The 21,718-nt window shown below is 55.9% G+C and carries 18 protein-coding genes; 12 read left to right on the top strand and 6 right to left on the bottom strand.

Going from position 1 to position 21,718, the window contains the following annotated elements:
- Positions 1–28 precede the first annotated feature (28 nt).
- Together G411_RS0112125 and G411_RS0112120 are read left to right on the top strand one after the other, a co-directional pair.
- The gene (locus G411_RS0112125) at positions 29–1,300 is read left to right on the top strand and encodes an O-acetylhomoserine aminocarboxypropyltransferase/cysteine synthase family protein (protein WP_022959481.1); all 1,272 of its coding nucleotides are present in this window, start codon (positions 29–31) and stop codon (positions 1,298–1,300) included.
- A 137-nt stretch (positions 1,301–1,437) separates the two neighbouring features.
- A complete protein-coding gene (locus G411_RS0112120; RefSeq protein ID WP_022959480.1) occupies positions 1,438–1,842 on the top strand; it encodes a VOC family protein in 405 nt (134 codons plus the stop codon).
- 9 nt (positions 1,843–1,851) lie between these two features.
- Here G411_RS0112120 and arfB read toward each other — a convergent pair whose 3' ends face one another.
- Positions 1,852–2,265 (bottom strand): alternative ribosome rescue aminoacyl-tRNA hydrolase ArfB, encoded by a 414-nt coding sequence (arfB, locus tag G411_RS0112115; RefSeq protein WP_022959479.1) that lies wholly within the window; start codon positions 2,263–2,265, stop codon positions 1,852–1,854.
- An 11-nt stretch (positions 2,266–2,276) separates the two neighbouring features.
- The gene (locus G411_RS0112110; protein ID WP_022959478.1) at positions 2,277–3,221 is read right to left on the bottom strand and encodes a glutathione S-transferase family protein; all 945 of its coding nucleotides are present in this window, start codon (positions 3,219–3,221) and stop codon (positions 2,277–2,279) included.
- Positions 3,222–3,538: 317 nt separating this feature from the next.
- On the opposite strand from G411_RS0112110, the gene G411_RS0112105 reads away from it, so the two are divergent.
- The 7 genes from G411_RS0112105 (at position 3,539) to G411_RS0112075 (ending at position 11,234) form a co-directional block, all read left to right on the top strand.
- On the top strand, positions 3,539–5,104 hold the full coding sequence (locus G411_RS0112105; protein WP_022959477.1) for a fatty acyl-CoA reductase: 1,566 nt from the start codon (positions 3,539–3,541) through the stop codon (positions 5,102–5,104).
- A gap of 159 nt (positions 5,105–5,263) precedes the next feature.
- Complete coding sequence (gene nhaB, locus G411_RS0112100; RefSeq protein WP_022959476.1) at positions 5,264–6,769, top strand: sodium/proton antiporter NhaB; 1,506 nt, start codon at positions 5,264–5,266, stop codon at positions 6,767–6,769.
- 99 nt (positions 6,770–6,868) lie between these two features.
- Positions 6,869–7,207 carry a DUF4870 family protein gene (locus tag G411_RS0112095; protein ID WP_022959475.1) on the top strand — a complete coding sequence of 113 codons (339 nt, stop codon included), beginning with the start codon at positions 6,869–6,871 and terminating at the stop codon, positions 7,205–7,207.
- A gap of 142 nt (positions 7,208–7,349) precedes the next feature.
- Complete coding sequence (locus G411_RS0112090) at positions 7,350–7,781, top strand: MarR family winged helix-turn-helix transcriptional regulator (protein WP_037509323.1); 432 nt, start codon at positions 7,350–7,352, stop codon at positions 7,779–7,781.
- A 72-nt stretch (positions 7,782–7,853) separates the two neighbouring features.
- Positions 7,854–8,867, top strand: coding sequence for an HlyD family secretion protein (locus tag G411_RS0112085; RefSeq protein WP_022959473.1), 1,014 nt, complete (start codon positions 7,854–7,856; stop codon positions 8,865–8,867).
- Positions 8,868–8,877: 10 nt separating this feature from the next.
- Positions 8,878–10,422 (top strand): DHA2 family efflux MFS transporter permease subunit, encoded by a 1,545-nt coding sequence (locus G411_RS0112080; protein WP_022959472.1) that lies wholly within the window; start codon positions 8,878–8,880, stop codon positions 10,420–10,422.
- Between the two features lie 92 nt (positions 10,423–10,514).
- The gene (locus G411_RS0112075) at positions 10,515–11,234 is read left to right on the top strand and encodes an SIMPL domain-containing protein (RefSeq protein ID WP_022959471.1); all 720 of its coding nucleotides are present in this window, start codon (positions 10,515–10,517) and stop codon (positions 11,232–11,234) included.
- Positions 11,235–11,261: 27 nt separating this feature from the next.
- Here G411_RS0112075 and mscL read toward each other — a convergent pair whose 3' ends face one another.
- The 3 genes from mscL to G411_RS0112060 all read right to left on the bottom strand — a co-directional run bounded on the left by mscL (position 11,262) and on the right by G411_RS0112060 (position 14,898).
- Positions 11,262–11,696 (bottom strand): large conductance mechanosensitive channel protein MscL, encoded by a 435-nt coding sequence (mscL, locus tag G411_RS0112070; protein ID WP_022959470.1) that lies wholly within the window; start codon positions 11,694–11,696, stop codon positions 11,262–11,264.
- Between the two features lie 101 nt (positions 11,697–11,797).
- The gene (locus G411_RS0112065) at positions 11,798–12,799 is read right to left on the bottom strand and encodes a 1-acyl-sn-glycerol-3-phosphate acyltransferase (RefSeq protein ID WP_022959469.1); all 1,002 of its coding nucleotides are present in this window, start codon (positions 12,797–12,799) and stop codon (positions 11,798–11,800) included.
- Between the two features lie 56 nt (positions 12,800–12,855).
- Complete coding sequence (locus tag G411_RS0112060; protein ID WP_211218341.1) at positions 12,856–14,898, bottom strand: TonB-dependent copper receptor; 2,043 nt, start codon at positions 14,896–14,898, stop codon at positions 12,856–12,858.
- A 198-nt stretch (positions 14,899–15,096) separates the two neighbouring features.
- On the opposite strand from G411_RS0112060, the gene G411_RS0112055 reads away from it, so the two are divergent.
- Complete coding sequence (locus G411_RS0112055; RefSeq protein WP_022959467.1) at positions 15,097–15,588, top strand: nitroreductase family deazaflavin-dependent oxidoreductase; 492 nt, start codon at positions 15,097–15,099, stop codon at positions 15,586–15,588.
- Between the two features lie 44 nt (positions 15,589–15,632).
- On the opposite strand, the gene mltF is transcribed toward G411_RS0112055, so the two are convergent.
- On the bottom strand, positions 15,633–17,003 hold the full coding sequence (gene mltF, locus G411_RS0112050) for a membrane-bound lytic murein transglycosylase MltF (protein ID WP_022959466.1): 1,371 nt from the start codon (positions 17,001–17,003) through the stop codon (positions 15,633–15,635).
- Positions 17,004–17,493: 490 nt separating this feature from the next.
- On the opposite strand from mltF, the gene G411_RS0112045 reads away from it, so the two are divergent.
- The gene (locus tag G411_RS0112045; protein WP_022959465.1) at positions 17,494–19,848 is read left to right on the top strand and encodes a TonB-dependent receptor; all 2,355 of its coding nucleotides are present in this window, start codon (positions 17,494–17,496) and stop codon (positions 19,846–19,848) included.
- A gap of 159 nt (positions 19,849–20,007) precedes the next feature.
- The gene (locus tag G411_RS0112040; RefSeq protein WP_157581301.1) at positions 20,008–21,690 is read left to right on the top strand and encodes a hypothetical protein; all 1,683 of its coding nucleotides are present in this window, start codon (positions 20,008–20,010) and stop codon (positions 21,688–21,690) included.
- Positions 21,691–21,718: the final 28 nt, after the last annotated feature.

Genomic DNA, 21,718 nt, shown 5'->3' with positions numbered 1-21,718 from the left:
ACGAATACAACCGTCATAGAGAACGATTATGAAGCTGGAATCCATCGCCCTGCACCAGGGCTACAAGTCAGAAGAAACCACCAAAGCGGCCGCGGTGCCGATTTACCAGACCACCTCATACACCTTCGATGACACCCAGCACGGTGCCGACCTGTTCGATCTGAAAGTGCCGGGTAATATCTATACCCGCATCATGAACCCGACTACCGCTGTGCTTGAAGAACGTATCGCGGCTATGGAGGGCGGTATTGCTGCGTTGGGTGTCGCGTCGGGTATGGCCGCCATCACCTATGCCTTGCAGGCCATCTGCGCAGTGGGTGACAACATTGTCAGTACCAGCCAGCTTTACGGTGGCACGTACAATCTCTTTGCCCACTCTCTGCCGCGCCAGGGTATTGAAACGCGAATGGTCAGCCACGATGATTTCGACGGCTTTGAAAATGCCATCGATGACAATACCAAGGCGGTATTTTGCGAGTCCATCGGCAACCCCGCTGGCAATGTGGTGGATATTGCCCGCTTGGCAGATATCGCCCATAAACACGGCGTGCCGCTGATTGTTGATAACACCGTGGCTACACCGTTCCTGTGTCGTCCCTTTGAGTTGGGCGCCGATATTGTGGTGCACTCGCTGACTAAATATATCGGCGGCCACGGCACCTCGATTGGTGGCGCGATTGTCGACTCCGGCAAGTTTGACTGGGTCGCCAACAAGGCTCGGTTCCCGATTCTGAATGAACCTGATCCCTCCTACCACGGCGTGGTGTACACCGAGGCATTGGGTCCTGCGGCCTTTATCGGTCGCTGCAGAGTGGCGCCGCTGCGTAACACCGGTGCCGCGTTGTCGCCGATGAATGCCTTCCAGATTATGCAAGGTCTCGAAACACTGGGACTGCGCATGGAGCGTCACTGCGAAAATGCTGAAAAGCTGGCGGCTTACCTCCAGCAGCACGACAAGGTCGAGTGGGTAAATTACGCGGCACTGCCCGACAGCCCCTACCACGAAACCTGTCAGAAAATTACCGGCGGCAAAGCCTCGGGCATCCTCAGTTTTGGTATTACCGGGGGCAAAGAAGCCGGAGCCCGCTTTATCGATGCGCTGCAGATGATCCTGCGTCTGGTGAATATCGGTGATGCGAAATCACTGGCCTGCCACCCGGCAACCACTACCCACCGTCAGCTCAACGATGCCGAGCTGGCGGCGGCGGGGGTCAGCGCAGACCTCATCCGGATTTCGGTGGGGATCGAACATATCGACGACATTATTGCCGATGTCAGTCAGGCGCTCGATAAGGCCTGATTGTCAGCGACGTCGGTATTCGGCCTGTGCTGATGTGAATCAGCGCAGTGCTGTGTTTTTGTCACGCTATTGGGCGCCTTGCGCCACCTGAGGTGACTTTACGCGGCGGCATTGGCCCGACTTTGAGGGGATCGTAAGTGAAAGCTAAAATCAGCCTGATTACGCTGGGGGTTGATGACCTCGCCCGAGCGCAGCGTTTTTACCGGGATGGCTTGGGACTGCCTGAGCATCAGTTTGACGCGGAAGGCGTGGTGTTCTTTGAGATGGAGGGGGCTTGGTTGTCGCTGTTTCCGCGTGAAGAGCTGGCCGCTGACATTGGTCTGCCATCGGCGAAGCCCGGTGGTTTTAGCGGTATTACGCTGGCGCATAATGTGGCGAGCAAAGCCGAGGTCGATGCGGTGCTGGAGCAGGCCGTAAACGCCGGGGCAACCCTGATCAAGGCGGCACAGGAGGTCTTCTGGGGCGGATATTCCGGGTATTTCCAAGATACCGAAGGTCACTATTGGGAAGTTGCCTACAATCCGTTTCAGGATTTGACCTAGCCGCCAGCCTTAGTGGTCGACCTTGCCGCGCAAGGCCTTGATGTTACCGCGTTTGGTTTTGCTGTCCATGCGCTTGGCGCGGGCACTTTTGCTGGGCTTGGTGGGGCGTCGCGCTTTGCGGCTGACCGCTACGCTGCGGATGAGCGCCTGCAGCCGGTTCAACGCATCTTCCCGGTTCTGCTCCTGAGTGCGAAACTGCTGCGCCTTGATCACAATCACCCCCTCCTTGCTGATGCGCTGATCGCGCAGGGCGAGCAGCTGTTCCTTGTAAAAGGCAGGTAGCGATGAGGCCTGAATATCAAAGCGCAGATGGATGGCCGAGGAGACCTTGTTGACGTTCTGGCCGCCCGCGCCTTGGGCGCGAATCGCATTGATCTCGATTTCGTGAAGCGGCAGTTGAACGGCGTTAGAGATTTCCAGCATAGGGTATTGGCTTAGCGGCGGTTGTGAGGCCGGTTATAGTCGATCGCCGGACCATCAGGCACCACTTGTGTTGGGTTAATCATTGTATGGCTGATGTAATAGTGCCGTTTGATGTGCGAAAAATCCACGGTCTCAGCAATACCCGGCCATTGGTAAAGCTGGCGAAGGTAGTTGGACAGCGACGGGAAATCCTCCATGCGCTGACGGTTACATTTGAAGTGTCCGTGATATACCGCATCAAAGCGGATCAGTGTTGTGAACAGCCGCCAATCTGCTTCAGTCACCTGTTCGCCTGCCAAAAATGCCTGACCTGAGAGTCGCGCTTCGAGTGCATCCAGTGTCGCAAACAGTTGTTGATAGGCCTCATCATAAGCGGCTTGCGTGGTGGCAAAACCGCAGCGGTAAACGCCGTTGTTCACACCGTGATAAACCTGCTCGTTAATGCTCTCGATGTCGCTGTGCAGCGCAGCCGGGTAGAAATTCTGAGTATCGCCGGTCAGCCCGTCAAACGCGGTGTTGAACTGCCGGATAATGTCCGCCGACTCATTGTTAACAATCCGCTGCTGTTTTTTGTCCCATAGTACAGGGACAGTGACACGGCCGGTGTAGTCGGCGGTATCGCGAGTGTACAGCTCGTGCAGATGCGCCATGCCATAAAGCGGGTCCCCGCTACTGCCTTCATTCTGCTCAAACGACCAGCCCTGTTCCAGCATGATCGGGCTGACCACCGAAACACTGATAAGGGACTCGAGCTTTTTCAGTTTGCGGAAAATCAGCGTGCGGTGTGCCCAGGGGCAGGCCAGCGAGACATAAAGGTGGTAGCGATCGGCCTCAACAGGGAAGTCCTTGTCGCCGATCTGATGGCGGAACTGGGCGCTTTCTCGTTCGAATTTTCCGTCGCTGCTGTCGGTGTCATACCAGCGGTCCTGCCATTTGCCGTTTACCAGTAAACCCATCTTGTTCTCCTGTGCGGTCGCTGAACTGATGGCAACAGTATAGAAACTTGTCTTGTCGGGAGGTGTCGAGAATTCTGCTGACTCAGATCAGAAAAACCGATCATTCTGCGCTGAACTGGGACGTTGCTTGAGTACTTGTGCAAAAACAGTGCAGTTCGGGCCCGGTGCCGCAGGCAAAGTCCGTAACACCGGGGTGTGCGACTGGCCTGTTTAGTGCATCAGGGTGCTTGTCATGTGCGGGTCAAGTTGCCGGCGTAGGCTGGTGACAAACGATCGCAAGTGCGATCAGGCGGGTTTTCTTCAATTTAGGAGGCAACATGCGAGAGTTCAATTCAGAGCCATCGACAACCGTTACGGCGCTGCGTGGCAAACGTATTCTGATAACCGGTGCCAGTGGGTTTCTCGGCAAGGTGGTACTGGAAAAGCTGCTTCGCAGTGTGCCAGATGTGGAGGCGGTTTATCTGTTGATGCGGGGGAATCGCCATCACCGGGATGCCCGCAGCCGTTTCGAAGCCGAGGTCGCCACATCGTCGATTTTTGATACATTGCGGACCGAGCGCGGCGAGTGGTTTGAGCAATTTTGCCAACAGCGCCTGCACTGTATTACCGGCGAAGTCACCGAACCGCGATTTGGGCTGTCTCGCGCGGCCTTTAACACGCTGGCGGGGGAAGTGGATGCTGTGATCAATTCCGCGGCCAGCGTTAATTTCAGGGAAGAGCTGGACCGTGCGCTTGAGATCAATACCCTCTCGCTGGATAACATCGTCGAGCTGTGCGAGGCGGCAGGCGGCGTACCTCTCATTCAAGTTTCCACCTGTTATGTGAACGGACTTAACCGGGGAGATATGCGTGAGGAAAATGTCAGCCCGGCGGGGATGGATAATTTGCCCCAGCACGCGCGCGGCTACTACGAAAGCTTTGGCCTGGTGGAATCCTTGCTCGAGAAAATCGAGGGGCTGAAGGAAAATTATGAGGGGCGCGCCCTGAAGGCCCAGTTAGTGGAGCTGGGTATTCGCGAGTCCCAAGCTGCGGGATGGAACGACACCTATACCTTTACTAAATGGTTGGGCGAGCAGCGCTTGATGCGGGCGCTGCGGGATTATCCACTGACGATTGTGCGGCCCTCCATTATTGAGAGTACCCTTCAGGAACCCTGTCCGGGGTGGATTGAGGGCGTGAAGGTCGCCGATGCGATTTTGCTGGCCTATGCCCGAGGCAAAGTCGCTTTCTTTCCCGGCAAGCGCAGCGGGGTCATCGATGTTATCCCCGCCGATTTGGTTGCGAATGCGGTGTTGTTATCACTGGCCGAGCAGTTCCGTGAACCTGGGCAACACCGTATTTATCAATGCTGCAGTGGCGGCAGCAACCCCTTGACCATGGGTCAGTTCATCGACCATTTGATGAGCGAGGCCAAGGAAAATCACCGCGACTATGACAAGCTGTTCAGCGATGCTCCCAGTCGGCGTTTCGTGGCGGTGGATAAGCGCTTGTTTACTGTGGTTGCCTCCGGCTTGCGTTTTGCACTGATTGTCTTGAGTTCACTGCTGAGCCGCTTTGGCCGCCGTCGCAAACTGCGTGCCCGACGAAATTTGGATGCCGCCATGGAGTTGTCGGCAATTTTCTCCTTTTATGCGCAGCCCAGTTATATCTTTCACAACGACAAGTTAATGGCCATGTACCGCTCGCTGCCGGAGAGCGACCAAGCGCTGTTCCCGGTCGATGCTCGGGCCATTGACTGGCAACACTACATACGCAAAGTCCATATAGCCGGGCTCAATCGCTATGCCTTAAAAGGCAGTGGCCGGGTCGCTGACAGTCGTGCTGTCGCCGCGGCGGGACAGGCGATTGCCGCGCAGCAGCAAACCGAAGCGGAACCGTTATAAGCTACGACTTTAGTCGAGAGCGGCGGCATGGGCGCCGCTCTTCGGCTGACGGCGTGTATAGAGATGTAGTATGATCCGCCGCGGACTCAAACGCAGCCCGCCTTGAGCGACCTCCCAGCCGCTCTCCGCCTTATATTTCGTCAAGCAAGGTAGAAGCCCATGAATCAAAGCTTTGCGAGCGCCTTCTATGGCAATTTTCTGGGAAATTCCCCGCTCTGGTATAAACAGGCCATTATCGGCTTTCTCGTTCTTAATCCTATTCTGCTCTTTGCCTTCGGCCCTTTTGTTGCCGGATGGGCGCTGATCGCCGAGTTTATTTTTACCCTGGCTATGGCGCTCAAATGCTACCCCTTGCAACCGGGCGGCTTGCTGGCGCTGGAAGCCATCATTATTGGTATGGCGACACCGGAAACGGTGTATATGGAAGCCAAGAACAACTTTGAAGTTATCCTGCTGCTGGTCTTTATGGTCGCGGGCATCTACTTCATGAAGAACCTTCTGTTGTTTGTCTTCACCAAGATTCTGCTGGGTGTCCGCTCTAAGATTGCACTGTCACTCATGTTTTCTGGAATGGCTGCACTGTTAAGTGCTTTTCTTGATGCACTGACCGTCACGGCGGTATTGATTACCGTCGGCGTGGGGTTTTACGCGGTCTACCACCGAGTGGCCTCCGGGGGGCATCACTCCCATACCGATCACGACCACAATGAAGATGCCGGTGTGAAGGATGATGCTCGCCATGATCTGGAGCAGTTCCGCGCGTTTCTGCGCAGCCTGCTGATGCACGGCGCCGTAGGGACCGCCTTGGGGGGTGTCTGCACTCTGGTCGGCGAGCCGCAGAATCTGCTGATCGCCGAGAAAATGGGCTGGGAGTTTTCGCACTTCTTCATCATGATGGCACCGGTGAGTATGCCGGTATTGCTGATGGGATGGCTCACCTGCATCGTGCTGGAAATGACGGGCTTCTTCGATTACGGCGCGAAACTGCCGGATTCGGTGCGTAGCGTACTCGAAGACTATGCCAATGATCAGGATGCCAAGCGTGGTCGCGCCGAAAAAGCGGAGCTGATAGTGCAGGGTGTTGTAGCCGTGTTTCTGGTGGCCGGTCTGGCGCTGCATCTGGCGCCGGTGGGCCTGATTGGTCTGACCATTATTGTGCTGCAAACGGCATTCAACGGTGTGACTGACGAGCACCGGATTGGTCATGCCTTTGAAGAGGCTCTGCCGTTTACCGCGCTGTTGGTGGTGTTCTTCTCCGTCGTTGGGGTGATCCACGAGCAGCATTTGTTCGCGCCGATTATCGAGCATGTGCTGGCCTTGGAAGGCCATATGCGCACTGTCATGTTCTTTGTTGCGAACGGCCTGTTGAGCGTGATTTCCGACAACGTCTTTGTGGCGACGGTTTATATCAACGAAGTGAAGGCGGCGTTTGATGCTGGAAACCTGACGCATCAGGAGTTGGAGCATCTGGCGGTGGCGATCAATACCGGCACCAATATCCCGAGTGTAGGCACGCCAAACGGCCAGGCGGCGTTCCTGTTCCTGCTGACCTCCGCGCTGGCGCCACTCATTCGTCTGTCTTACGGTAAAATGGTGTGGATGGCCTTACCCTATACCATCGTGATGAGTGGTACTGCAGTCAGTTGCGTATGGCTGTTTATCTGACGCTGCGCCGCTGAAGTATACCAAGGGGCTGCGGCCCCTTTTTATTTGCCGGATTAACTATTCAGGGCAGGGCGCCCGGCGTTGATACAGGACGTGAACATGAGCGAAGAACGTGTTGTTACCAACATGGCAAAAATGGTCTACATCCTCTACCTGGTGAGCCTGGTGTTTGGCATTACCTCGGTGGTGGCGGTGGTGATTGCCTACGTGAATCGCAACGACGCCCCAGCGTGGCTGCGCAGTCACTATGACTTCCAGATCCGTACTTTCTGGATCAGTATCCCCTTCTTGCTGGTAGGTGGCTTGCTCTCGCTGATCCTGATTGGCTGGTTGATTATTCTGCTGTGGGTCGTCTGGCTGGCGGTGCGCTGCGTGAAAGGTTTGCAGGTACTTGAGCGCGGTCAAGCGCACCCCGACCCCGAAAGCTGGGGTTTCTAGGCTTACGCAGCACTGCACGGTGCTGCGATCACTTGTCCTTCACCCGGTAATTTTGCGCCTCCTGCATTTGCAGGGTGGCGCGACAGCCTGCCGTTCGCTAATATAGTAAGCATTGCTTACTATAACTCTTGCGTACTAAATCATGATGAGTGAACAGCCCGAGCCGATTGGTTTGATCATTGCCGATCTGGCGCGTCTGATGAAACGTCGTTTTTACGACACGCTGGGAGAGAATCAACTCACCATGGCGCAGTCGCGGGCACTGATTTTTGTTTCCCAGAATGAGGGTGTGCGGCAGGTCGATCTGGCGGAGTTGCTGGAGGTCAAGCCGATTACCCTGGCGCGACTTCTCGATCAGCTGACCGAAGCGGGCTTGGTGGAGCGCCGTCAGGACCTCAGCGATCGCCGGGCTTTCCGCATCCATCTCACCCCCCAGGCGCAGCCCTATCTGGATGAAATCCGGGCCGTCGGTGAGCGTGTGCGCAGCCGGGCACTGCGGGGATTGAGTCAACGCGATGCAGAAGCGGCTACTAAGACGCTGCTGCAAATTCGCGAAAACCTGTTGGGCGAGTAGTGGGCTAAACATCGCAATATCGGCAGCCCGCCGGTACTGGGTTAATTGAATGGAAAATGCGTGGGGCGAGTGATGAAACGTTTTGTTCTCATGGTGGTGGTACCTGCTGTCGCGTTGCTGGGAGGGGGCTATATCTACTTGAAAAGTGGCCGTTATGTAGAAACGGATAATGCCTACGTGAAGGCAGACAAAGTGCAGGTGAGCACCGAAGTGGCCGGGCAAGTGAACGAGGTCTTCGTCCGTGAAAATCAGTCCGTCAATGCGGGGCAGCTGCTGTTTTCCCTGGATCCGGCTCCGTATCGTATGGCCGTCAATCAGGCGCGGGCCAACCTTGAAAAGGTACGCACCGACCTGCTGGAAAAGAAAGCCGCCTATCTCAAAGCGGAGGCGATGCTGCGACTGGCTGAAACTCACCGGGAGTTTGCCGATAAAGAGCAACGTCGTCAGCAGAACCTGAAAAACGAGCATTACACCTCTGATTCGGATTTTGATAACGCCGAGCAAAACCGGCGTCTCGCGGAAGTGGGCGTTGAAATGCAGAAGGCCGAATTGGCGCGGATGGCCGCGGTACTCGGTGGTTCGCTGGAATCGCCTATCGAAGACCATCCCTACTACCTCGCTGCACTGGCCGCCTTGGAAAAAGCCGAGCTGGATCTGGCGCATACAGAAATTCATGCCTCGCTGGATGGTCAGGTCAGCGCGCCACCCAAGCGCGGGCAATATCTGATGCCCGGCAAGGCAGCGATGACACTGGTTGCCAGCGGCAGCTTGTGGATTGAAGCGAACTACACGGAGAAAGAGCTGACCTGGGTACGTCCGGGACAGCCGGTAACCGTTGAACTGGACATCTATCCGAATACTGTTTGGGAAGGAGAGGTCGAGAGCATGAGCCCTGCGACGGCTTCGGAGTTCTCCCTTCTTCCTGCACAGAACGCGACCGGAAACTGGGTAAAAGTGGCGCAGCGGGTGCCTGTGCGAATCCGTATCAACAGTCAGCCGGGGCAACCACCGCTGCGGGCCGGTTTGAGTGCGATTCCCGAGATTGATACCGGCCATCACCATTCGCTGCTGGGCATGACGCTCTGAGTCGCCCGCGATGAGTGAGAGTACTTCCCCCGAATCCGTTCCCGTCGAAGGCGCCTCGCATACCGGCAGGCGCCGCGCACTGATTTCCATTTCAGTGATGCTGGCAACGGTCATGCAGGCGTTGGACACGACCATTGCCAATGTGGCCCTGCCGCATATGCAGGGAACGGTGGGCGCCAGTCAGGAGCAAATTTCATGGGTGCTCACGTCCTATATCGTTGCCTCTGCGATTGTGATGCCACTGGTGGGGTTTGCTTCAGACCGCTTGGGACGTCGCCGGGTGTTTCTGTGGTCGGTAGTTGGCTTTACCCTGACCTCGATGCTCTGCGGTGCGGCCCAGAGCCTGGGGCAGCTGGTATTGTTTCGGCTGCTGCAGGGCATATTCGGTGCCAGCCTGGTGCCGCTCTCACAGGCGGTCATGCTCGATACCTTCCCCAAGGAAAAGCACGGCGCCGCGATGGCCATGTGGGGCATGGGTGTGATGCTGGGGCCGATCTTGGGGCCGACACTGGGTGGCTGGCTGACGGAATATTACAGCTGGCGCTGGGTTTTCTATATCAACCTGCCTTTCGGCATACTCGCGTGGCTGGGCATTTCGGCGTTTGTGGAAGAAACCGAAACAGACCAATCGCGACGCTTTGATGTGTTGGGCTTTTTTCTGCTCAGCCTGGCCATCGGTGCCTTGCAAATGATGCTCGATCGCGGGCAGTCTCAGGACTGGCTGCAGAGTGGTGAAGTGTTGTTTGAGCTGGTGTTGACGGTGGGCGCGTTCTACCTGTTCGTATGCCATATGTTTACCAGCAAAGCGCCCTATATTGATCCCGGTGTCTTTCGTGACCGAAATTTCAATCTTGGCCTGATTTTCATTTTTATTGTCGGCATTATCCTGTTGGCGACGATGGCGCTATTGCCTCCCTTCCTGCAAAACCTGATGGGCTATCCGGTGGTAGATGTCGGGCTGATACTGGCGCCAAGAGGCCTGGGAACCATGATGGCAATGGTGGTCGTGGGGCGGTTGTCGGGGCGTGTCGACCCTCGTTATATGCTGTTTTTCGGCATGTTGCTAACCGCCTTCTCGATGTGGGAAATGACGCAGTTCACCACGGATGTGAGTCGCGGCGCGATTATTGGAACGGGCCTGGTTCAAGGCTTTGGCCTGGGCTTTATTTTTGTACCACTGACCACGATCAGCTTTTCGACCCTGGCTCCCCGTTACCGTAATGAGGCGACGGCGCTGTACAGCTTGATTCGCAATATCGGCAGCAGTATCGGCATCTCGGTTGTGATGGCGTATTTGGCGCAGCGCACGCAGATCAATCATGCGGCTTTTGCCAGTTACATGACGCCCTACAATCAGGCGCTCGATAATGCGGTTGGACAGGGCGTATTGGATGTCAGCACGCCGGCCGGTCTGGCGATGCTGGACCAAGCGGTGACGGCGCAAGCATCGACCCTGGCATTTCTACAAGACTTTCGGCTGATGATGTGGGTAGTGCTGGCGGCCATTCCCCTATTGTTACTGCTGCGACCGGCGACACCGACAACAGCCGAGTGAGCGCCGCTCAACTAATTGTCCTCAATATTGTCTATAGTGATCATTGCCAGCCACGGGCATGGCGACCACAAGGATGACGTTGAGGGAATCTTATGCAGCAGAACAGCAATCGGGCAGGCCTGATTTTTCTGGGTTTATGCCTGCTTCTAGGGCTTTCCGCGCTGGGATACCTGTTGGGCAATGCCGCCCTGCAGGTGAAAAGTTTTGAGCGCAGTGTGAACGTTAAGGGGCTCGCCGAACGCGAGTATCCGGCAGACGTGGTGATCTGGCCGATCCAGTTCAGTGTCGCCAGTAATCAGCTCGCCGATTTATACGCGGCGCTGGAACAACAGTCGGGCGAGATTCGCGAGTTTCTGACTAGCAATGGTGTAGACGAGAGCGAGATCACTCAGGGTGCGCCCGCCATTACCGATAAATCGGCCCAGCAATACGGTGGCAATATGCGCGCTGAATTTCGCTACACCGCGACGCAGGCCGTGACGGTTTACTCTGAAAATATCCCCGAGATCCGCCAGTTAATGAGCAAATTATCGCAGCTGGGTAAGCGAGGTATTGTGCTGGAAGGCGGTTATCAGGCGCAGGCTGAATACCTGTTTACCCGTCTCAATGATATCAAGCCGGCGATGATTGAAGAGGCGACGACGAAAGCGCGGGAAGTGGCCCAGAAGTTTGCTCGCGATTCCGAGAGTCAGCTCGGCAAGATCAAGCGCGCTTCACAGGGGCAGTTTTCAATCCGCGACCGCGACCGCAACAACCCTCACATCAAAATGGTGAGGGTGGTGTCGACCGTGGAATATTATCTGTCAGATTAAACGCTCCATGTCCTGCCCCTGAAGCGCTTATTTTGCTTCAGGCGGTTGGCTGAGTGCGTCCCGAATTTCTCGCAAGAGCAGTACTTCTTCGCTGGGCTTGGCCGGCGCTTTGGGCGCTTCCTCTTCTTTCGCCTTGATGCGATTTACGGTTTTGACCACACCAAACACGGCTGCGCCCACGATTAACAGCGTAATAATATTGTTAACGAACAAGCCGTAATTAATGGTTGCCGCGCCAGATTTGGTCGCTTCATCCAGGGAGTTATAGTGCTGACCATCCAGTGCAATGAAGAAGTTTGAAAAGTCGATGCCGCCCGTCATCATTCCCACCGGTGGCATGATAATGTCGGTAACCAGGGATTTAACAACGGTTGTGAAGGCGGCGCCGATCACGATGCCGACGGCCATATCAACCATATTGCCTTTAGTAATAAAGGTCTTGAACTCATTTAAGATTGCCATAGTGTCCCCTTTTTCGTTTGCTTAGCCGCTAACAATAAGTGGGAAGACGAATCTCGTCGAGAGCAGATACGGCGTTTCACTCAGCTCTTGCTATGGTTTTGCTAGCGTTTCCGCATTTCTTCAATGCAGTCCTGCATACGCTGCCACTGATCGAACAGCAGCTCACGGCGTGCATGATCGTCGCAGGGAAGCTCGGCGGCGGGAACGCGCCAGAAGTGCATTTTCACGGTGGTGTTCAGCCAACTGCCATTGAACAGACTGGTAAAGCTCGCCGCACCCTCGAAGCCGTGATGTGCGAAGAAGAGCAGATCTTTCTCAGGCGCGGCATCAATCAGGGCCAGCGCGCCCGCCGGGCGGGGTGGCAGCACATGTGTCCACGCTTTGGCTCGGTCGGCAGCAGCGCTATTGCCTTTTTCTATAAGGCGGCGGATAAGCTGCTGGCGCTTTTGCTCTGAAAAGCGAGTCCCTTCGACATAGAGCACAATCGCGTCATTGCCTGCATTCGCTGCCAGCTCGGTGAGCGACTGCAGTTCCGGAGACATATCTTCGGCGGCGCGATTCAGGAAGACATTGGGCAGGCGATGTCCCGCGGTATCGAGGCAGGGGTCCAGCAGCAATTCTCTTTTCAGCACATAGCGAACGTTCAGCTGTTGAGGAATGGTGTACACGTACATGGGTAACAGCGTATCCCCAATGCTGGTATGACGTGGCAAAACAATCGCGCCGGGCCCATTCAGGGCTTCCTCACCCGTCACGTCAAACTGAAGCCGGAAGAGCCACTTTGCCGAGCGGCACAGGGCATTGGCCCACCAGGACTGCAGGGCCCCGTTGGCGCGAAGATAGTCTTGATGGTCACGGCCCATCACGGGATAGCGGAACCACAGCCAGGCACTCACCGCGAGGCCAACGCACTCATACAACAGGTATAAGGTGATGAAGGCGAGGCAGCGCCACGCGGCGCGGGCAGGTGGGTATAGCAGGCCCAGTAGCCATGACAACGGCAGCCAAAGCGGAACGCTTGTCGCCATGACGATCGCGAGTAGCACAATCAGCGGCATGGAGATCAGCCGGCGACACAGGCGGTGTTCGAGCAACCACGTCATCTTGGTAGACATCTCCGATATGGGCGATGCCTACCAGTGTAGAAGATTTCTGGCGATTAGAAGCGGTAGCGCAGTTTAATCCAGCTTTGCCGCCCCGGCTCGTTGACGCGCAGCGCATCCGGCGTAAACGGGTCGGCGTTACCGGCGTTTACGTGGTAGGCATAGCGGCGATCAAACAGGTTCTCAATGCCGGCTTCCAGCAACAGCGCGTTGGTGAGTTGCCAGTGTCCAAAGACGTGCAACACCGCAAAGCCGGGGGTTGCCGAGTCGACATCGACGGCGGAGTTGAAGTGAGACTGGCGGTCAGCAATCAACCATTCAGCGCCCACTGCCCAACGTTCGCGTTCGTAGTCAATTTTCACTCGTGCTTCCAGCGGCGCAATTTGCGCCAGGTCGCCGTTGTCGCCTTCACCGCGGGTATAAGACAGGCTGACCCCCGCTCGCAGCGATTCTCCCAGTGTGCGGCTCGCATCAAACTCGGCGCCGTATAGAGAGGCGGAGATGTTGCGGTAGCGATCGCCCGCAGCGGTCTCATAACGCTCGATATAGTTATGCACCTCGTCACCGAATACCGTCACACTCCACTGACTTTGCTCACGGTTGCCGATCAGACTGATATCCAGTTGCTGATGCAGTTCAGGGTCCAGTGCCGGGTTGCCGATCCAGGTGCTGCCCATGGCGCTGCGGGCCATCCATAATTCAGAGCTGTCCGGGGCGCGCAGTGAGCGACTGAGGTTGCTGCTCAGCAGCAACTGCTCGCTTAATTGGCGATCCCAGCCCAGCACTGCGCTGATGCCCTCTCGTTCGCGTGGCCGCGCGTCAACGCCGTAGGCGTTGGCATACAGGGTAGCGGGCGTGGCGCTGCCCATCATTCCGGTGCTCACATTTGCGCTGCGGGCGGCAGCGTTGAACTGGTCATAGCGCGTCCCGATGCGCAGGGTGTCGACGTTACTGAGGCGATAGTCGAGTTCGGCAAAAACGCCGCGCTGGCGCAGCTCGGCGTCGGGCCACATCCGTGACAATAGCATCTCGTACTGGCCGTCTTTACCTGCATCCATATACAACAGCGCTTTGCGGGCATTGGCGCGGTAATCCAGCCCCATCTGTAGCTGGTAGCTGTCGCGCTCAATGCCTGCCAGCAGGCGCCCACCCCAGGTGTCAGAGCTGGACGGCGCGGCCATGCCGTTCGCCATCGTATTGCGCTGGCGAACCGTGTAGTTGTCCATCAGGTGCACCACGTCGCTGCGATACAGCGTCAGCTCAAGGCTGTCGATGGGGCCTATTGGCGCGTGATGATGCCAGCGCAGGCTGCTGCTATCGGAGTCGGCATAGGGCGCGTCCATACCATTCCCTGCGTACCAGACATCGTCTTCGAAGGCGCGTTCATGGTTTATTTCCAGATAATCGCTGGCGGTAATATCGGCGCCTGCCAAGATGCCAAAGCTGTCTGACTGGAAGGCGGAGGCAACCGTATCACCGCCGCCATCGCGGTAGTTGTCTGAGCGCTTCTTACTGCCAAATACGCGGAGGTAGGCTTGCTCATTACCGGTGGCGATGTCCGCGGAGCTGCTCCGCAGATCACTGTTACCGGTGTAGCCGGCGGTGATTTCACCGCGCACGGGGCTGTCGCTAAAGTCCGGACGCTGGTGTTCAAACAGCAGTGTACCGCCGCTGCCGCCCGCGCCGTAAACCACGGAGCGGTGGCCTTTGATGACCCGTACCGAGTCAAAGCTGTCGCTGCTGATATAGGTGCTGGGCGGGTCCATGCGGCCGGGGCAGGCACCGTAATTAAAGGCGCCATTGGCGATGACATTCAGATTGGCCTGACTCTGACCCCGAATAATCGGGTCAAAGCCGCGGCCCCCTCGGCGCAATGCCGTCATGCCGGTAACTGAACGCAGCAGCTCTCCGGCGTCGTGAACCGGGCGTGTGACCGGTGCGCTGCTGAGTAACTGTTCGCCGTCACCATGGGTAGCGGTCGCGCTGACTTCTACCAGCTCAATGGGCAGGTCGTGGTTACGATGAGCCTGGGCGAAGCTGAGCGAGGCACAGCTGAAAAGGAAAAGGGCTGAGGCGCTATGGCGGATTATCATTGTCATCATTATGTCGGGTTAAAAAATGCGCATTTTAATTCAGTGATGACGCGGCGGATTGTGGCAAATCGTCGCAGGGGCGGGGCGGGTGAATCAGGCGGTAATTCTGGCAGTCGAGCTGATCGGTTTTTCCATTGACTCCGCGCGCTGAACGCGAAAGGCTGGCACAACAATAAAAACCACTGAGTTGATGCGGGGAATGCGATGAGCAAATTCGATTATGTAAAAACACGTCGGGAGGACGTTGCTGAAATCCCGGACAAATGGTTTGGCCTGATTAAGTTCATTATGCGCCACTACACGCGTTTTAATGTCTGGGTGTACAAGAACAGCGGCGGGCGCCTGATGAAGCATTTTCCCGGTGGCTATCCGATCTGCGTTGTCACGATGCGCGGGAGAAAAACCGGGCAGCCTCGGGAAGTGGCCCTGATTCATTTACCGATGGGAGAGCAGAAATTATTGGTAGCCTCTCAGGGCGGGATGGAAAGGCACCCGGTGTGGTATTACAACCTGAAAGCCAATCCGGATATTGAGATCATGGTGGGCGGAGACAAACGCAGCTATCTCGCTGAGCAGGTAAGCCCTGAACGCAAACGCGAACTCTGGCCACACCTGCTGAGTCTTTACCCGGATTTCGATGAGTACCAGGCGCGAACCGACCGGGATATTCCGGTATTTCTCTGTTCGCCGGTCTAGTCAGGCTCGTACCCGACGAGAGGGGGCTGGCGGTGCTCAGCCCTTTATTTATCTTTCGCGCTGATAATGCTCTCGTAGTTGCGAATACGCTTCACATAGCGCACCGGTTCTATGCCTCGGGCATAGCCGTATTTTAAATCCTTGTAGTAACGCTTGTCCGATAGCATCGGCAGAACCTCGCGTATGTCCTCCCACTTGTTCGGGTCTTTACCCAGCTTTCTGGCCAGTGACTGGGCATCATGCATGTGCGCGCGCCCGATATTGTAGGCCGCCAGTGCCAGATAGGTACGGTCGGGTTCGGGAATGTCCTCACTGAAGCGGTCTCGCATCTCCGCCAGGTAGGCTGCGCCGCCGGGGATGGCCTGCTTGGGATCAAGTCGATCCTCAACGCCCAGTGATTTGGCGGTGTTCTGGGTCAGCATCATAATACCGCGCACCCCGGTCGGGCTCTTGGCGGTCGCGTCCCAGTGCGATTCCTGATAGGCCTGTGCCGCGAGCAGCATGCCGTCGAAGCCGTGTTTCCCCGCTGCCTTTTCGAACAACTGGCTGTATTTGGGCAACCGGTCCTCAATGCGCTCTACCAAAGCGCGCGTATCGACAAAATCGAAGTTCTCAATAAAACTGTAGTGCCGATAGTGAACGGCGGCCAAAGAAGTCTTGCCGTCGGCGCTGGCCATCCATTTGTCTATTTCGCCCTTGAGTTCGCTGCTGCCTTTCGTCATCAGCCAGGCATGCGCCTTGGGTGTGCCCAGATCGAACATCACGATCAGCTCGGGTAGAAAGCGTCGGTTAACCGCGACAATATTGGAGTCGGCAACGGTGCAATCGAGCTTTCCATCCCATACTTTCTGTAGAAGGCTCTCCGTACCGGCGCTGTCATTGCTCTTCCAGCTGATTTCGGGGTTGCTCTGCTGCAACTGTGTCAGCGTTTCTTCATAGCTGCTGCCTGTGGGCACTTCGAGGGAAACATTGGCCAGTTTATCCAGACTCTTGGCCACATTGCCGCCGCGTCGGCATACCAGCTGTTCGGTAACCGTTTCGGTCGTGCGGGTGAACAGAAACTCGGTCTCGCGCTGTGGCGTTTTGCTCAGGCCCGCAGCGGCGAAGTCCGCTTTCCCGGCTTTGATGCCGGACAGAATGTCGCCGATGTTGTCCTGCACAATAAAGCGCAACTCGACACCGAGAGAATCCGCAAAGGCTTTGGTGAGTTCGTAATCTGGGCCAGCAGGGTCGCCATCTCTATTCAGGAAATACGTTGTCGGTGCATTGCGGCTTAGTACCCGCAGCTCGCCAGATGCCTTGATCTCGTCCATGCTGCGAATCGCCGCACCGTCACCGGAAGAGGGCGCGTGGTCACAGGCCGTCACCGCAATGACGGCCAGCGCCAGGGAAAAGGATTGAGTAAAGCGTTTCATGATGTTCCCACTTTTTATCTGTTTTTTTCGCACGACTTTCTTCGAACTACTTCTTTCGCACTACGTCAAAAAAATCCTTTCAGATCAATACGTAATTCCTTCGGGCCAGTTTGTGCCGGCAGGAAAAACCCGCGGCCGGCGACGACGAGTCCTGGCGACGATTTTAATCGTGATTAGGGCCAGTTCGTCGATTTAGTGTTTACGGTTGTCATCTTCTGGGGGGAATGAGCAGTCGATAAGATCACCTCTCTCGTTTTTTGTGTCATTTGAGTTTTGTTCCAGATTTGACGTCATGACCAGAGAGCGTCTCGCGTAGACATGTGCTGCCAGATAAGCGATGGGCAGATCGCGTTAATGCGGTGATAGCGACAGGTGAATCAATACCTTCTCTGCGGTGAGTGACGCGCTCATTGATACCTGAACATATAAAAATAATAACTAGGGAAGAAGCGTGATGGTCCCAAGGTCGGCTAAGAAGAGATGGTGTCTGTTGATTCTGGCACTGGCGTGCAGTTCTGGAGCGTATTCGGCGCAGGCCGGTAAAGGCAGGCTGTTAGAAGAGGTCATTGTCACCGCGCAGAAGCGCTCCCAGAGCTTGCAGGATGTTCCCATGTCGGTGTCGGCATTATCCGGCGACCTGGCTGCCGAAGCGGCCATTACCGATGCGCAGGATCTGGTGCAATACACGCCCAACGTGAAATTCACGGCGTCTAACCCGCAATACAGCTCGACGATGATCCGTGGCTTTGGTTCTCCGCCGCTGGCCAGAAATATCGAACCCTCGGTGGGCTTGGTCATCGACGGCATCAGTTACGGGCGCAGCACATTTACGAATGATGGTGTGTTCGACTTAGAGCGGCTGGAAGTGCTTCGTGGTCCCCAGGGAACACTGTTTGGCAAGAACACCATTGCGGGCGTATTGAACTTCACCACCAAGTCACCGTCGCTTGATACGGGCGGGTATGTCCAGGTGACTGAGGAGCGACTCGACGGAAAGCGCTACGAGGCCGCGATAGGTTTTCCGCTTATCGAGGACACCTTGGCAGCTCGCATCAGTTGGCGAAAGCGGGAGAAGTACCTTGGTTTGTTCAACACTGCGAGAGACAATGAAAAAGAAGAATTTAAAGATGAATCAGTACGTCTTCGCCTCGATTACTTCCTCAGTGAGGATGTGGAACTCAAGCTGATTGCCTTCAGTACTGAATACGAAGGTGTGGGCAATGGCTTTCAGCACTCTTACCTGACAGAGACCGCCAGACGAACATTTGAGCAGCGCGATCCACGGATCGAAGATGACGAGTTCAACGATACGCGCTCTTCTAACTCACCCACCTATTCCAATCGCGACAGCGACTCGGTCGCCCTCAAACTGGATATGAATGTGGGCGACTTTATGATGTTCAGAAATGGCAGTATCAGCGGCCTGGCAAGCTGGGCCCGCGTGGATACACCGTTTTTGCTGGATACGGATTTCAGCCCGGTAAATACCGGCTATTTTGAAACCGACGGGCCAGACCGGTACATGCAACGCCAGTTTGAGCTGCGTTATAGCGCCGACAGTGGCCCGCTTTTTGGCTGGGGAGAATCGGTTGACTGGATGTTCGGAGTGTTCGCAGGCAATGCCCAATCGAAGGTCAGTCAGGAGACGTCCCTGGTACTTGATGGCCTGATTGCCTTGGCTCCTGTCATCGCAGAAGGACGTGGTATTCCGCTGCCTTCTTTTCTCGGCCCGCTCTTTTCTCTACTGGCTGAAGTGGGGGTTATTCCCGGAAGCGGTGAGGACTTTGCTATCGAGACCTCGGTTCGCGTCAAATCCGAGACTTATGCGTTGTTCGGGCAAGCGGACTGGCATCTGTCAGATACCGTGACGGCGTCACTCGGCTTGCGCCTTGGCGAGGAAACGATTGATGGCGAACAGTCGAATTATTCCGACTCCATCGTGCCGTCGCTCACCAATGGCTCTGAAAATTACTACGCCAAGGACCGGCTGAAAGAACGTGAAGTGTCGCCAAAGCTTGCCATTAGCTGGTCTCCGGTTGATAAGTTAACCGTGTTTGGCAATATCTCCAAAGGCTTCAAGAGCGGGGGCTTTTCCGGGCCGGTGATCCATACTCGCAGCCTACAATACGAGCCGGAAGAGGCCGTCTCGGCTGAAGTGGGGATCAAAAGCCGACTGTTCGACGACACCCTGGAAGTGAATGCCACGGTGTACAGCATGCAGTTCGAGAATTTGCAGCTCAATGTTTTTGACGGAACTGCGATTTACACCGTTAATGTCGATGATGCGGAATCTCGGGGTGTAGAGCTCGACTTTCGCTGGCTTCCGCCCATGCCCTGGCTGAGTGTTCAGGGCAGCCTGGGCTTTAACGAAACCCAGTACGGCCACTTCCCCTGTGGTCCCACGACCTGGGACGACACCGACGCTCTACCCGAATGCGGCCAGAACGCGCATCCCTCACAAGACCTTAGCGGTAAGGAGCTGCCATACAATCCCAAGGTGACAGCCAGTCTCTCCCCTACGATTCGTTTTCCCATCCTTCCGCGCTGGGGAATCGGCGGGATGATGGCGGTGGACGTTATTCATCAGGGCGAGCACTACCTGGACTACGACCTCGATGAGCAAACCTTCCAGAAAGCGACGACCAAGATTAATGCGCGCCTAGCGATTGGACCGGAAGACAAGCGCTGGGCGGTGATCTTCAATGCCAAGAACCTCACTGAAGTCAAAGAGAAGTTGCTCGTACTGGATACCATTCTTCAGGGGGGGAATTATGTGGCGATTACCCGCCCGGACGAAACGCAGTACTCCGTGGACTTTCGCTATAACTTTGGCGAAATGGATTAATGGCCTGCCGGGCTGAATTCAGAGCAGTCGTTGCCTTTGATCTTGCGCTGCGCTGATTGTTGCGATCATTCCCCCGTAATTGGGGGGCGGGCAAGCGGGGAGTGGGCGTGAATAATGGTGTTTCCTGAAGGACTCAATGTGACCGTATGGAGACTCCACGTGAAAACAGCAACCGCTCCCCGACTATCTCTACTTTGCGCCAGCGTGCTGGCCCTTCCTCTAATGCTCGCTGGCTGTGATGACGATGATAAAAAGTCTGAATCCAGTGGTCGCCTGGTTGACTCGGCAGTCGAGGGCGTTGGCTATTCAACGCCATCCTTTGAAGGCTATACCGATGCTGACGGCGTTTTCCGGTTCCGTCGTGGCGAGGCGGTCAGCTTCTTTATCGGCGATATTGAATTCCCGTCGGTGCGGGCAAGCCGTTTACTCACGCCGTTGGATATCGCGGGTGTTGACGATATAAACAACAATGTTGTGGTGAATATCATTCGTCTGCTGCAATCGCTCGACAGTGACAACAATCCTGATAACGGCATCAATATCGACGAGTCTTCGCTTACTACTGGCGCACTGGATTTCAGTCTGAGTGAGTCTGATTTCGAAGCGCAGGTGTTCAATGTGATGAGCGTGACCCTGATCAGTATTGCAGATGCCATTGCGCACTTTCAGAAAACCCTGAGTGAGCTCGAGCGAGATAACTCCGGCGGTGGCGATGTCAGCACCCTGCCGGATGCGCTCAAAAGTACATCCATGGTCATGCAGTTCACCTATGCAGCCCCCGGAGCACCTTATGCGCTGAACGATCGCGTGTCATTTATCTTCTCTGGCTCGGGCAATCTGTTTCTCGACCTCACTCCGGATGACAACAATGGTGATGCGTTGCAGCTCACTAGGTTTGAGCAGGTCAATTCAGAGTACGTGTGGTACGACGACGAAAACGGCTACAGCTACGCCGTAAGCTTGATGGAAAATGAGGTTCACGAAATTAACGTCAGCAGCATTGATCCCGTGGCTTTCCTCGGTCAGTTCGAACCGTATATGGAAGCCAGCAGCTTTGATATCAGCGGGACTATTTCCGGCTATGCTGGCGGCAACTCAGCGCAGTGGGAATTGTGGCTGGACGACAGCATTGCCAATGATGGCGCGCTTGCAAACGGGGCGGTGACGTACAACAGTGATCCCGTTGCCGATGGCAGCAGCTATGAGGTCACTGTCACTGCGCCGGCGGGGCAGAGTTGCGAGGTCAGCAATGGTAGTGGCACCGTCAGCGGCGCCCATGTCATCAATGTTGATATTCAGTGCAGCGACAATGCATTCAACCTCGGTGGTAGCACCAGCGGCCTGCCTGCGGGCAGTGGCTTTGGTTCATGGGAGCTGTTTGTGGATGGCTCACTGGTCACAGACGGTGGCCTGCAAAATGGCTTCACCAACTACAACAGCAATCCGGTGGCTGATGGCGCCAGCTACGAAGTCATTGTTCATCCTACCAGTGCGGTGGACTGCACGGTGAGCAATGCCAGCGGCACGCTCAGCGGCAGCGATATCGACAATATCGACATCAGTTGTAGCGAAGTTGTGGCCGGTTACGACATCGGTGGCACCACTTCCGGTCTGCCGAATAGCAATAACTTTGGTCAGTGGGAGCTGTTCATCGACGGCAAGTGGGTCAACGATGGCGGTATCAAGAACGGCTACTACAACTATAACTACAACCCGGTGGCCGATGGTGCCAGCTACGAAGTGAAGCTCTCGCCCTCCAGCAGTGTGACTTGCTCCATCAGCAATGGCAGCGGTACGGTGAACGGCACTACCATTGATAATGTAGATATTAGCTGCCAGTAAGCGCGGTATGCTCATCAACACATCGCTC

It is taken from the genome of Spongiibacter tropicus DSM 19543, assembly GCF_000420325.1.
Lineage (GTDB): Bacteria > Pseudomonadota > Gammaproteobacteria > Pseudomonadales > Spongiibacteraceae > Spongiibacter > Spongiibacter tropicus.
Note: the sequence above shows the minus strand (reverse complement) of the source record. Positions and strands in the feature narration are given on the sequence as shown.

Coding starts and splice junctions, on each gene's coding strand:
- G411_RS0112125 (WP_022959481.1), top strand. CDS start 29: ATGAAGCTGGAATCCATCGCCCTGCACCAGGGCTACAAGTCAGAAGAA.
- arfB (WP_022959479.1), bottom strand. CDS start 2,265: ATGCTGGAAATCTCTAACGCCGTTCAACTGCCGCTTCACGAAATCGAG.
- G411_RS0112110 (WP_022959478.1), bottom strand. CDS start 3,221: ATGGGTTTACTGGTAAACGGCAAATGGCAGGACCGCTGGTATGACACC.
- G411_RS0112105 (WP_022959477.1), top strand. CDS start 3,539: ATGCGAGAGTTCAATTCAGAGCCATCGACAACCGTTACGGCGCTGCGT.
- nhaB (WP_022959476.1), top strand. CDS start 5,264: ATGAATCAAAGCTTTGCGAGCGCCTTCTATGGCAATTTTCTGGGAAAT.
- G411_RS0112095 (WP_022959475.1), top strand. CDS start 6,869: ATGAGCGAAGAACGTGTTGTTACCAACATGGCAAAAATGGTCTACATC.
- G411_RS0112090 (WP_037509323.1), top strand. CDS start 7,350: ATGATGAGTGAACAGCCCGAGCCGATTGGTTTGATCATTGCCGATCTG.
- G411_RS0112085 (WP_022959473.1), top strand. CDS start 7,854: ATGAAACGTTTTGTTCTCATGGTGGTGGTACCTGCTGTCGCGTTGCTG.
- G411_RS0112080 (WP_022959472.1), top strand. CDS start 8,878: ATGAGTGAGAGTACTTCCCCCGAATCCGTTCCCGTCGAAGGCGCCTCG.
- G411_RS0112075 (WP_022959471.1), top strand. CDS start 10,515: ATGCAGCAGAACAGCAATCGGGCAGGCCTGATTTTTCTGGGTTTATGC.
- mscL (WP_022959470.1), bottom strand. CDS start 11,696: ATGGCAATCTTAAATGAGTTCAAGACCTTTATTACTAAAGGCAATATG.
- G411_RS0112065 (WP_022959469.1), bottom strand. CDS start 12,799: ATGACGTGGTTGCTCGAACACCGCCTGTGTCGCCGGCTGATCTCCATG.
- G411_RS0112060 (WP_211218341.1), bottom strand. CDS start 14,898: ATGACAATGATAATCCGCCATAGCGCCTCAGCCCTTTTCCTTTTCAGC.
- G411_RS0112055 (WP_022959467.1), top strand. CDS start 15,097: ATGAGCAAATTCGATTATGTAAAAACACGTCGGGAGGACGTTGCTGAA.
- mltF (WP_022959466.1), bottom strand. CDS start 17,003: ATGAAACGCTTTACTCAATCCTTTTCCCTGGCGCTGGCCGTCATTGCG.